General features: G+C 62.3%; 8 protein-coding genes. 3 read left to right on the top strand and 5 right to left on the bottom strand.

Annotation, left to right across the window (positions count from 1 at the left end; genetic code table 11):
• Positions 1-71 precede the first annotated feature (71 nt).
• A complete protein-coding gene (locus tag ACTQWD_RS06715) occupies positions 72-1538 on the bottom strand; it encodes an ATP-binding protein (RefSeq protein ID WP_152067326.1) in 1467 nt (488 codons plus the stop codon).
• 565 nt (positions 1539-2103) lie between these two features.
• Between ACTQWD_RS06715 and ACTQWD_RS06710 the strand changes: the two genes are divergently transcribed.
• Positions 2104-5148, top strand: coding sequence for an insulinase family protein (locus ACTQWD_RS06710; protein ID WP_441559586.1), 3045 nt, complete (start codon positions 2104-2106; stop codon positions 5146-5148).
• Positions 5149-5537: 389 nt separating this feature from the next.
• Complete coding sequence (locus ACTQWD_RS06705; RefSeq protein WP_427728457.1) at positions 5538-6134, top strand: 5-formyltetrahydrofolate cyclo-ligase; 597 nt, start codon at positions 5538-5540, stop codon at positions 6132-6134.
• Between the two features lie 97 nt (positions 6135-6231).
• Here the strand turns inward: ACTQWD_RS06705 and metA are convergent, their stop codons facing one another.
• Positions 6232-7158, bottom strand: coding sequence for a homoserine O-acetyltransferase MetA (metA, locus tag ACTQWD_RS06700; protein ID WP_427719472.1), 927 nt, complete (start codon positions 7156-7158; stop codon positions 6232-6234).
• 211 nt (positions 7159-7369) lie between these two features.
• On the opposite strand from metA, the gene ACTQWD_RS06695 reads away from it, so the two are divergent.
• Positions 7370-8347, top strand: coding sequence for an L-lactate dehydrogenase (locus tag ACTQWD_RS06695; RefSeq protein WP_441559585.1), 978 nt, complete (start codon positions 7370-7372; stop codon positions 8345-8347).
• Between the two features lie 381 nt (positions 8348-8728).
• Here ACTQWD_RS06695 and ACTQWD_RS06690 read toward each other — a convergent pair whose 3' ends face one another.
• The 3 genes from ACTQWD_RS06690 to ACTQWD_RS06680 all read right to left on the bottom strand — a co-directional run bounded on the left by ACTQWD_RS06690 (position 8729) and on the right by ACTQWD_RS06680 (position 12582).
• Positions 8729-9697 (bottom strand): SIS domain-containing protein, encoded by a 969-nt coding sequence (locus ACTQWD_RS06690; RefSeq protein WP_441559584.1) that lies wholly within the window; start codon positions 9695-9697, stop codon positions 8729-8731.
• A 144-nt stretch (positions 9698-9841) separates the two neighbouring features.
• Positions 9842-10597 (bottom strand): GntR family transcriptional regulator, encoded by a 756-nt coding sequence (locus ACTQWD_RS06685; RefSeq protein WP_441559583.1) that lies wholly within the window; start codon positions 10595-10597, stop codon positions 9842-9844.
• A gap of 2 nt (positions 10598-10599) precedes the next feature.
• Positions 10600-12582: a RecQ family ATP-dependent DNA helicase gene (locus ACTQWD_RS06680; RefSeq protein WP_441559582.1), complete on the bottom strand. Its 1983-nt coding sequence runs from the start codon at positions 12580-12582 to the stop codon at positions 10600-10602.
• Positions 12583-12720 lie beyond the last annotated feature (138 nt).

Raw genomic sequence — 12720 nt, 5'->3', positions numbered from 1 at the left:
GCAACAACCGCCTTACCTTAGCGGGCGCCAATCGAGAGTCGATTATTGGGTCACCTCGTCCGCTGGCGCATTTATTCCGCACGCTCCGACAGTCGATACTTGCGGTTGCGACTCGTCGCCGGCGCTGTGGGCTCAAGCTCGCCTTGAGCAATGAGTGTGTTGACGCGCGACCTAACCTGGGAAATTGTGAGCCCTGTGTGCTCCGCCAACTCGCGCGTACCCAGCTCACCGCAACGCTTAAGTGCCGCCACAATTAAGTCACCGCCGTGGTCGACCGGCTCGACCTTTGAGCGATAGAGAACCACTTTGAACCGATCGAATCCCGGGCAGAACAGGGGCTCGGCCAAACCATGAGCACACATGGCGTCGATCATCATCGGAATGCCCGAGCCATTGCCCTCAGCCGGCGAACCTGCGCCATCCGGCAGCGGAACAATCGACATGAGTTTCATGAGCGTCGCGTTGCGGCACCGGGAGCTGCCGTCAAACAAGTTCTCGCGAGTCTTTCCTCCGTATAGGCCGCCGGGGTTCGTCACTTCGATACGGTCATCAAAGACGTCAACAGCGACCGACTGCCCACAGAACCGATCTCCGTATTCTCGGTGGATTACGGCGTTGGCGATTGCCTCGCGCAGGACCTCCTCGGGAATCTCCAGCGAGTCGACACGCGAGACGCCTTGGATCGTCGAGGTTCGCCGCAAATTCTTGGCGACTGCCGCGACGGCATCCGAGATCATTTCGCCCAACGTTCCCTCGCAGATCGTACGGTCCATGAACCTCAACGACCCCGCCGCGCCCTTCTGCGTTCCGGCATAGACCGCCACATCGATAAAGAGCTTAGGATAGAACTGCTGAGGATAGGCACCCGCAGCCAGGAGCCCGGCCTTAGTAACTTTGCCCTGGGAGTCGAGGAAATTCAGGCGCTCCAGCTTCGTTTTCTTGTCCGGCGCGCCGCGCATTGCCCGAGGTGTCAGCGAGAAAGCACGCTCTATCGTGCGATCGACCAGTGCCTCGTCAAGATCGCCTGCAACCGCGCCGGGCACTGCATCGCGATCGCTAGGACTCGTCCGCTCGTATGACGACAGTGCCAAAACCTCGGTCGATGAAAGTGGCACGTCTTTGTCATCAATGCGCTTGTAGCTGCCGCCCTGGGCGCCGCGTTCTATTACATAGCAGGGCTTGCTCGACGGGTCGAGCTCCTCAATCGTGATAACGAGAACCACGGTGCCCCGAAGCTCCACGCGCTCAATAGTGTATTTGGGCGGATTGGCCAGTTTTCCGCGACCGCCGGCATCACCCATGCCTGCGACAAATTGGTTGAGCACCTTCTCGGTCTCAAAGTCCTCAACCGGGACAAAGCCCGCGCGCTCGCTCACGCCGAGCACGATAATTCCGCCGGCGGTATTCGCGAATGCGCTAACCGTTTCCCATACGTCGCGAGAAAGCGTCGTGGCGCTCTCCTTGACCTCGACGCTAAGATCGTCCGAGCCCATCCGCCTTAAAGACTCGAGCAGACCGATCAGTTCGTTCTCGTTCATCTGCACGTCCTTTCGCTCGGTCCGGCGGAGAATGCCGCGAATAGATTTCCTTCGTCTCTCAGTTATCTCTCGTAATTATCTCTTGTCTCTCTGTTATCTCTCGTATTAGAGATGAGTGAAAGATGAGAGATAAGATATCTACCATCTGTTTCATTTAAACATGTTTTTGCTGGTAGAACAATCAGTATTGAGACAATACCGTGATTTCTTGTCTCTTTGCTGCTCAGTTATCTCTCATATTCATCTCTCGTCTTTCTGTTATCTCTCGTATTCGTGACGAATGAGAGATGAGAGATGAGAGATGCGCGGGCGGCGGATGAGCGTGGATTTTGGACGGTCGCGAAATGAGGGTGGATATTTGGACGTTTTGAGGCTGATTCCGTCCGAAAATCCACTCTCATTCGATAGGCGTCCAAGTTTCCACGCTCGCACGGCGGTCACGCGGGGTCTATGCCCAATCCGCTGGCATCGTCTCCAGTTCGCCGCAGAGCCGCGGCCCCATATGGGTATACTCACGAGGATTCGACTCGATTCGCCCCCGCTGGGGCGTCAAAGGAGACTGCATATGCCCACCACCTCAACCGACCCGCGCGCCGCTGCCGCCGCGCTGCTGGTGCCCGGCACCACCTGTCACGGCTTTGCCGTCGAGCGCTGCGAGACCGTGCCCGAGCTCGACTCGGACGCCTACGTGCTGCGCCACACCGCCTCGGGCGCTCGCCTGCTGTACCTGGCGTGCGACGACGAAAACAAGGCTTTTGCCATTGGCTTTAAGACGCCGCCGGCCGATTCCACCGGCGTGTTCCATATCCTCGAGCACTCGGTGCTGTGCGGATCGGCCAAGTTTCCCGTCAAGGAGCCGTTCGTCGACCTGATCAAGAGTTCCATGCAGACGTTCCTCAACGCCATGACCTACCCCGACAAGACCATCTACCCCGTTGCCACCACCAACGAGCAGGACCTGTACAACCTGATGGACGTGTACCTGGACGCGGTGTTCAACCCGGCCATCTATACCAAGCCCACCATTTTTGAGCAGGAGGGCTGGCACTACGAGCTGGACCTGCCGAAGGGCGCCGAGGGCGAGGGCAACGGCAGTTCCGCAAGCCTGCGCGAGGGAACGCTACGCTATAACGGCGTGGTGTTCAACGAGATGAAGGGCGCGCTGTCCGACCCCATGAGCGTGCTGGACGATGCCGTCAACACCGCGCTTTATCCCGACACCGCCTATGCGCACGAGAGCGGCGGCGACCCGCGCGCGATCCCTGCGCTCACCTACGAGCAGTTCCTGGACACGCACGCGCGCCACTACAATCCTTCCAACTCCTACATCACGCTCTACGGCGACCTGGACGTGGACCGTGCACTGGCCTTTTTGGACGAGCGCTATCTGTCGCAGCCAAGTGCCGCGAGCCGCCGCATGGACGCTGCCGTTGCAGCCGGCGAGAACCCGTCCACGCTGGCGCCCAATCCGCTAGTCGTGCAGGCGCCCGTGACCTGCGAGTACAAGCGTGTCGAGATGGCAACCACACCCGAGAACGCCCTGGTGGGCCTGGGTCTTGTGCTGGGCAGCGCGCTCGACCGCAAGCGCACGATCGCGGCGGACATCCTGTTCGAGGCACTGCTGGGTTCCAACGAGGCGCCGGTTAAGAAGGCCATTCTTGCCGCCGGCCTGGGCGGCAACGTGGTGAGCTACACCGCGGCCGAGAGCCTGCAGCCCTACGAGCTCATCATGCTGCAAAACGCGCAGCCCGGCGTGGCGCGCGAGCTGCGCCGGGTGTTCCAGGACGCCTGCCGCGACCTGTGCGAGCACGGCGTTCCGCGCGAGCGCCTGGAGGCCATCATCAGCAGCAACGAATACGACCTGCGCCAGCGCGACTACGGTATCGCCGACGGCGTGGCCATTGCGTGCGACGCGCTGAGCACCTGGCTCTACGATGACGACGCCGCGACGCTAGCGCTCAAGTACGGCCCGGTGTACGAGGAGCTGCGCGGCGAGCTGGACGGCAGCTACTTTGAGGACCTGCTGCGCGAGCTGGTGCTGGAAAACGACCACATGGCGCTAGTCGAGCTGGTGCCGGTGGATGCCGCCGAGGGTGCGGAGAGTGCCGAGGCTGCCGAGCTGGCAGCCAAGCGCGATGCCATGACCGATGCCGAGCTGGCCGATGTGGTCGAGCGCACGGCCGCGCTGCGCGCCGCGCAGGAGGCGGATGACACGCCCGAGGCCAAGGCCACGCTGCCACGCCTGCGCGTGTCCGACATTGGCGAGGCGCGCCCCGAGCCGCCGCTCGTTGTGGACACGACCGCGCCCATCCCCTGCCTGCGCCACGGCATCCCCACCAACCGCTTGGCCTACGCCATGCAGTATTTCGACCTGAGCTGCGTTGCGTTTGAAGACCTGCCCTATGTGACCCTGCTCTGTCGCCTGCTCAAACAGCTGCCCACGAGCGAGCACTCGGCCGAGGAGCTCGACAACCTCATCGCCGGCAAGCTGGGCTTTTTGAGCTTTACGACCGAGGTCATGACGCAGCCCGACGTGGACGGCGTGCGCCCCTACCTGCTGGTGAGCGCCGGCGCCCTGTCCGAAAAGATCGATGCGCTGGCGAGCCTGCCGCGCGAGGTGTGGTCGAGCTCGCTGTTGCTTGATGCCGACGCCGACCGCGTGCGCGACGTGCTCACGCAGATTCGCATTGGGCTTGAGCAGGGCTTCATTAACAACGGTCACTCGGCGGCGCTCGGTCGCGCGATGAGCTACAGCTCGCCCTCGGCCGTGGTGCGCGAGCAGCTTTCGGGCGTGGACTTCTACCTGTTCCTGCGCGATCTGCTCGACCACTTTGACGAGCGCCTGGACGACCTGCGCGCCAAGCTTGCCGAGCTGGCAGGCCGCATCTTTGTGGCCGACGGCTGTCTGGCGAGCTTTACCGGCAGCGATGAGGACTTTGACGCGTACTGGGCCGCCGCGGGCGACCTGGGGTTGGGCGTGGGCGACGGTGCTGTTGCCGGCCGCGACGCGCTCGTGGTGCCGACGCCGTGTGACCGTCACGAGGCTTTCGTCATCCCCAGCGACATCTGCTTTGCGGCAAGCGCATGCGACCCGCGTCGCCTGGGCATTGACGTGACGGGCGCCTGGGCGGTTGCCGCCAACGCGCTCTCCTACGACTACCTGTGGAACGAGATCCGCGTGAAAGGCGGGGCGTACGGCTGCGGATTCCGCGCGGCAGGCGAGCGTCAGGCCGCGTTCTACACCTACCGCGACCCGGCAATCGACCCCTCGATTGAGCGCGTGGCGCGCGCAGGCGAATGGCTCGGCAGTTTTGAGCCCGACGTGGCCGCCTTTGAGGGCTTTATCGTGAGCTGCGTGAGCGGCATGGACGCGCCGGTGAAGCCGTACGCGCTCACCAAACGCCGCAACACGACCTACCTGGCCGGACTCGATCCACATGCACGCGAGGAGCGCCGCGCCCAGATGCTCGCCGCCACGCCCGGTGAGCTGCGCTCGCTCGGCGCCGACGTGACGCGCATCGCAGCCGTCTCGCCCACCTGCGTCTTTGGCGGCCGAGACGTCATCGCCAAGAGCAACGCCGGCTTTAACGTCATCGACCTGCTGGGCTAACGCACAGCAAAGGTAGATTTTTGGGACATGCCTGAAAATCTACCTTTTCTTTTGCCGCTGCCTGGGCGGGGCAGCTCAGCCCGTCACACCAGTTTGTCTAAATCTGTAACATCTAGGCGGCAATATTGGCTCCAGATGTTACAAATCGAGACGTTTTCGGATGACGCCGGCCCTTTGTCTAAATCTGTAACATCTAGGCCCGATTTTGCCGAGTTACTGTTACAGATCGAGACACACCGCCGCGAACACCCACTCTTCGTCAAAACCCACGAAGGTGTCCATGAACTGCTCCCCTTGCGATGGTTTGCGTGGTGGTTTCGACATTTGACCAGATAAAACCTACCAAAATAAACCTGTCCCTTTTTGGTAGGTTTGAGAGAGGGGCCGGGATGGATAAGGCCGAGTTGCGGCGGGCGATAATTGCCCGGCGCGACGCTCTAGATTTGGATATGCGGGCGGCAAAGTCTGCTGCTGTATGCGCGCGGCTCGTTGAGTTGCTGGGCGGCTCGGGTCCCGCGGCCCCGCGCACCGTTGCCGTCTATGCCGCCATGGGCTCCGAGGCAGATCCTGCCGCGTTTGCCGCAGCGGCCGCAAAACACGGCTGGCGCGTGGCCTATCCGTGCATGTTCTCGGCAGCTGACACCGTGGCTTGTGGCCAGCGCATGTGCATGCGGGCAGTTGCTGCCGGCGATGCGTCCGAGGCCCCGTTTATCGCCCACCCTACGCGGGCCTTCGCAGCCACGGACGTCGACAGCAGCCGCTTTCCTATCGTGCCTGCCGAGGCGCTCGATATGATCGTCGTGCCGCTCGTAGCCTTCGACCACACCGGCGCGCGCCTGGGCTATGGCGGCGGCTGCTACGACCGCTACCTGCCCACGCTCTCGCCCGCATGCCAAATCATCGGCATCGCCTTTGACGAGCAGCGTGTCGACCACGTTCCCACCGACACCCACGACCTGCCGCTACCCCACATCATCAGCGCCTAACCGCCGTTGTATCGCACCCGCAAGATGGGCATCCGAAAATCCACGCTCGTCACGCCGCAGCCGCAGCCGCAGCCACAACCGCAACCGCAGCCGTAGCCTAGTGCTCCTCGCCGGCACGGGCCAGGTCGTAGGGCGTGGTCTGGTAGACGTAGTAGTTGAGCCAGTTGGTGTAGAGCAGCTGGGCCTGGCTGCGCCAGACGTTGCGCGGCTCGGCGGTGGGGTCGTCACCTGGGAAGTAATGCGCCGGCACCTGGGGGTTGAGCCCGCGCTTCACGTCGCGCTCGTACTCCAGGCGCAGCGTGTCGGTATCGTACTCGGGATGGCCAAAGACAAAGAAGCGGCGACTGTCGGTCGACTTGACGATGTACAGGCCCACCTCGTCTGATACGGCCACGACCTCAAGCTGCGGCTCGGCCTCCACGTCCTCGCGGCGCACATCGGTATTGCGTGAGTGCACGGCATAGAAGCGGTCGTCAAAGCCGCGGACCAGCGGGCTTTGCGGCTTCACCAGATAATGCTCAAACACGCCGCTCGCCTTGGCCGGCAGGTCGCACTTCTGGATACCGTAATGATGGTAGAGCCCTGCCTGTGCACCCCAGCAAATATGCAGCGTAGAGTGCACGTGCGTGGTGGACCAATCCATGATCTGGCAGAGCTCGGGCCAGTAGTCGACCTCCTCGAACGGCATCTGCTCCACCGGCGCGCCCGTGATGATCAGGCCGTCGTAGTGGATATCGCGGATGTCGTCGAACGTACGGTAGAACGTCTCCAGGTGGCCGGCACTCACGTGCGTGGCCTCGTGCGTCTTGGTGCGTAGCAGGTCCACCTCTACCTGCAGCGGCGTGTTGGAGAGCTTGCGCATGATCTGCGTCTCGGTGGCGATCTTGGTGGGCATGAGGTTGAGGATGAGCACGCGCAGCGGACGGATGTCCTGGTGCAGCGCGCGGTACTCGGTCATGACAAAGATGTTCTCGCTCTCGAGCTGCGCGGCGGCAGGGAGGGCGTCGGGGATGCGAATGGGCATGGATGCTCCTTACGAGTCAGTTGCAGCTATGGTACAACGAGCGGCCCCATCCGCGCGAGTGCATCGCCCCGAGACACCGTCAGCGGCCCAAATCACTCCAAAAGAAGAGATTAAGGCATGTCCCAAAAATCTACGGCGCTTTAGCCTAGCAAAGTGGCAGCAGGACGCTACAATGGTTCGATGCGAAAAACTCGGCCGAAAGGATATGAATATGTACCAGACGCGTAAGATCGGTGTGGTCGGCCAGGGCCACGTAGGAGCACATGTCGCCAACAGTCTGCTCATGCAGGGCATTGCCGATGAGCTGTACCTCTGCGATATCAACGAGGCAAAGGTGACGTCCGAGGTCCAAGACCTGCGCGACTCCCTTTCGTTTGTCCCGTACAACACCAAGATCGTCAACTGCTACGACCACTACGAGGAGCTGGCCTGCTGCGACGTCATCGTCAACGCCGCCGGCAAGGTCGCACTGGCCGCCGGCAACCGCGACGGCGAGCTGTTCTTTACCACCGACGCCGCCCGCACCTTTGCCAAGCGCATCGTCGACGCCGGCTTCGACGGCATCTTCGTGAGCATCTCCAACCCCTGCGACGTCGTGTGCACTGAGCTGTGGCATCTGACCGGCTACGATCCCAAGAAGATCATCGGCTCGGGCTGTGGCCTGGACTCTGCCCGCCTGCGCACCGAGATCTCCAAGAAGGTCGGGGTGAGCCCCAAGTCCATCGACGCCTACATGATCGGCGAGCATGGCTTTAGCCAGCTGGCCGCCTTTAAGGCCGCAACCATCGCCGGCAAGAGCCTCAACGAGCTTCAGGCCGAGAACCCCGACAAGTACGCCTTCGACCACATGGAGGTCGAGGAGCTCGCACGCAAGGGCGGCTATGTGACCTACGCCGGCAAGCAGTGCACCGAGTACGCCGTTGCCAACTCCGCCGCGCGCGTCTGCGCCGCCGTGCTGCACAACGAGCACGCCGTGCTTTCGGCCTCTACGCTTATGACCGGCCAGTATGGCGAGGAGGGCATCTTTACCTCCCTGCCGTGCGTGATCGGCGCCGAGGGCGTCGAGGAGGTCTACATGCTCGACCTTTCCGAGCACGAGCTCGAGGGCTTCCACAAGAGCTGTCAGCACATCCGCGACAACATCGCCCAGCTCGACTGGTGGGACGCCGAGGCCTACGACGCCAAGTAGTCCGCCGGTTGATGCGACAACTCACTCATACGGACACAATGTAAAGCGGGCCGCGCCGGAAACCCACCGGCGCGGCCCGCTTTTTGACTCACGCGACACGCTTGCAGATTTAGGTCTAATACTTTTCCCGAAAAGTGAACGAGCAAAAACGAGCCCCCGAAGCATCGGCACTTTGTGGGGACCATTTCCTGCAGTTTCATTAAGATTTTCCTGCTGTTTTGGCGTCAAAAAATGTCGATGCTTCGGGGGTCCAAAATAGGTCGTTCACTTCTCGGGAAAAGTATTTGACTTCGTTTTCGACAAACAGAAAGGGGCGCCGTAACGCAAACGGGGCCCGCGCTTGGCGAAGGCCCCGTCATGAAAAATCGCGTTCCCCGTTACCTAGTACCGCTCGACGCCCATGTAGCGGCGAACCTCGGGACTGTGGTCAAATACCTTGCCGCGGGCGGCGCGCAGCTCACAGCTCATCGCATAGAAGAAGATCGGCTCCAGGTACGAACGCACGCTGGCAGGCACCTCGCCCACGCCGTACTCAAGCGCATCGAGCACCATGACTGTATCGGTGTGCGTGTTGAGGAATGCCAGTGCGCGCTCCTCCATGGGGCGGCACTCGCCAGCGCCAAGCTGCACAAAGTAGAAGACGCCGGGCTCGGTAGCCTCGAAGGGACCGTGGAAATACTCGCCGGAGTGGATGTAGCAGCAGTGCTGCCACTGCATCTCCATGAGCGAGCAGATGGCCATGGCGTAGGTCTGGCTAAAGTTGGGGCCGGAGCCCAGGATATAGAAGAACTTGTGCTGCTGGCAGAGCTCGGCAAAGCGATCGCCCAGCTCGGCGTTGACCTTCTCGCGGGCAGCGGGCAGCAGTGCGTCCATCTGCTTAAGGCCGGCGTACATGTCGGCGAGCGCCTCGTAGCCCTCCTGCTGGTCGAGCAGCTCGGCGGCGATCAGAGCGCCGATGCCCTGCGGAACTTCGGCCTGCGACTCGCCCTTGCCCCACGGGTAAACCCAGGTGGTCCACTTGCCGTTATCGATCTTGGAGCCCGCGTAGTCAGTCATAGTCACGACCTCGGCACCGGCGGCCAGCGCCATCTCGCAGCCGTCGACGACCTCTTGCGTGTTGCCGCTGTGGCTACAGGCGATGACGAGTGACTTCGGCCCTAGGCTCTTGGGGGCCATAAGGCAAAACTCGCGCGCCGTGTAGACCGTCGAGGTAAACGTGGTTGCCTCACGCTTGAGCAGCTCATTGGCCGGCATAAGGTCAATCATCGAACCGCCGCAGGCGATCCAAAAGACATTCTCGATCTTACCCTTGCGCCCGATTATTCCCTGAACCAGATCGTGTGCGTTCACGGTGACGTTCCTCCCTGTGTGGCGGCTTTGAGCGACGAAAGCTCGTACCTGCGGTCGTTCTATGTTGTCCTATTTATAGCACGCAAGCTGTCGCAGGTGAATTCATTTCACCAAACTTGTTCTGTATTGTTCTATCTATGGACGTTAGATGTCGAACACGTAGCGCGACCCCACGATCTTTTGGCGCCCGAGCAGCAAGGGCCGCTCGTCCGCATCGGTAAAGTACGCCTCCATATAAAAGAGCGGCTCGCCGACCGGCACCTCCAACAGCGGGGCCGTCTGAGCATCAGCGAGCGCGATCTCCACGGTACAGGGATCGGACTTGAGCGGTGCGCGGCCCGAATTCACGGCAACGAGCGCAAAAATCGAATTGTCGGCGAGGTCCTCGTCGGCAAGCTGCTGCAGATAGGGATGGTCGGCCAGCACAAAGGCGTTGTTCTCGAGCATGACGGGCACGCCATCGGCCGTGCGCACGCGCTCGACCACGATGAGCTCGCAGCCGGGTTCCACGCCAAAAAACGCCGCGTCCTCGCGCGTCGCCGCAACCACCGTGCGCGACACCAGGCGCGCTCCGGCCGCCATGTCGTTGGCAGCGCAGGCCTCGGTAAAACTCTGGACGTCGCCTTTCTGGACAATCTTGCGCTTGAGCTTGGGCGCACACACAAACGTGCCCCTCCCCTGCTGACGGTTGAGATATCCCGCGCGCGACAACTCCTCAATGGCGCGACGCACGGTAATGCGCCCCACGCCGTAGGACTTCGCGAGCTCCATCTCGGAAGGAATGCGCGAGCCGGCAGCGTACACGCCGCGCGCGATCTCGCCCTTTAGGTCGTCCATAACCTGCTGGTACAGCGGCACGGCGGACACGTCAGTACGGTCGGTCTTGCTATCGGCTGCCATCGTTACGCTCCATCCCGTGCATGCTCGGATTCAAACTCTTCAATCGCCGCCATAAACTGCTCGCCAAAGGCGTCGGCTTTTTTCTCGCCAATGCCGTTGACCCGGATAAGCTCGTCGCGCGTCTGAGGGCGCAGGCGGCACAGACCGCGCAGGGCCTTATCGGAGAAGACCATGTACGGCGCCATCTCCAGCTCGATCGAAATCTCCTTGCGGAGTGCCCGCAAGCGCTCGAACAGCTCGGCATCGTCGCCCACGCGCGGGCGCTGATCCAGCTCGGCCTCCTCGCGCAGCAGATCCACCGCACGGAGGGCGCGGGCCGAGGCCTTGCGCTTGGATGCACGACGCTTAACGGTAAAGGCAAACGCCTCGTCCTCGACCTCACCGGCACGCGGGCCCAGCCCCACGACCGGGTACTGTCCCTGTGAGGTTGCCAAATAACCGCGGCCGCACAGCTGCGCGATGATGTCCTTGATGCGCCCGACCGATTCGCTCGACAGCTCACCGTAGCCGCGGTCCTCGTCCAGATGCATCTGGCGAATGCGCTCGGTGTTGCCGCCGTGGAGCACGTCGGCGATCAGCGACTTGCCAAAACGCATGGGACGCGTAGCCACATAGCGCACGGCGGCGCGGGCCATATCGGTGACGTCCTCGACCTCGAACTGCGTGAGGCAGTTGCTGCAGTTGCCGCAGCCCTCGGCGTCGTCCGTGGCGGCACCGCTAGCACCGGCTGCGGCGGTATGCTCGGCCGCAGCCTCGTCGCCAAAGTAGCGCAGCATGTATTCGCGCAGGCAGCCGGTGGTATTGCAGTAGCCCTCCATCTGGCTGAGCAGGCGGTATCGATTCTGGAGCGCCCACGCGCGTTGCTCGTCATCGAGCGCCTCGTCGGCAGCATCGCCGCGATCGATCAAAAAGCGACGCATGCGAAAATCATTGCCGTTCCACAGCAAATGGCAGCTGGCTGGGTCTCCATCGCGGCCGGCGCGGCCCGCCTCCTGGTAGTACGCCTCGATGCTCTCGGGCACGTTGTTGTGAATCACGTAACGCACGTTGGGCTTGTCGATACCCATGCCAAAGGCGTTGGTGGCAACCATTACCTGGATATCGTCGTCGATAAAGGCGCGCTGGCTTTGCCGGCGGGCGTCGTTGCCCATGCCGGCATGGTAGCGGCCAACGCGAATGCCGCTGGAGCCCAGCGCCTCGGCAAGCTCGCTTGCCAGCGCATCGACGGTCTTGCGAGTCGAGCAATACACGATGCCGCTTTCGCTCGAATGTGCGATCACATAGTCGCGCACCCACGCGGCCTTGGCCTTGTCGCCCATCTCCTCGCAGCCAAAGTAGAGGTTCTTGCGATCGAAGCCCGTCACCACCGTCGCGGGGTTTTGCAGGCCGAGCATCTGCTGAATGTCCGCGCGCACGCGCTCGGTCGCCGTAGCGGTAAAGGCCGCCACGATGGGGCGCTGCGGCAGGGAATCGATGAACTCGCGAATCTGCAGGTAGGCGGGACGGAAATCCTGGCCCCACTGGCTTACGCAGTGGGCCTCGTCAATGGCCACGAGCGGCACGCCAATGCCGGCGGCGGCCGCGGCCTCCCGCGCAAAAGCTAAAAAGCGCGGCTCGAGCAGACGCTCGGGCGCCACGTACATAAGCTGGTAGCGGCCCTCGCGCGCCCGCTTGAGCACGGTGTTTTGCTGGGCCGGAGTAAGACTGGAGTTGAGATAGCTGGGTCGCGCACCCGCCGCGAGCAATGCACGGGTCTGATCCTCCATAAGCGACAGCAGCGGACTCACCACAAAGGTGATACCGGGCAGCATGAGCGCGGGCACCTGGTAGCAAATGGACTTGCCGGCGCCCGTGGGCATAACGCCCAGCGCATCGCGGCCGGCAAGGATCGCATCGACCATGCGGTCCTGCCCCGGGCGAAACGAGGTGTAGCCAAAATAGGCGCCGAGCGTATCGAGCGCCATCTGCTGCATGCTATCGGTCATGGTTTCCTAACGTCCAAGTCATCTGCCGCGGTACCGTCAAGATTCTTTCGCAAATTGATTTAGCCGTCTCCGGCCCCGTCCTCTTCTAGCCCTCCGCCTTTCCCCTCAGCTCGTCCATCTCCTCCAGCTTCGACATGT

Source organism: Collinsella sp. LCP19S3_B6, assembly GCF_052121815.1.
Classification (GTDB): domain Bacteria; phylum Actinomycetota; class Coriobacteriia; order Coriobacteriales; family Coriobacteriaceae; genus Collinsella.
This window is presented reverse-complemented; position numbering and strand designations above follow the sequence as displayed.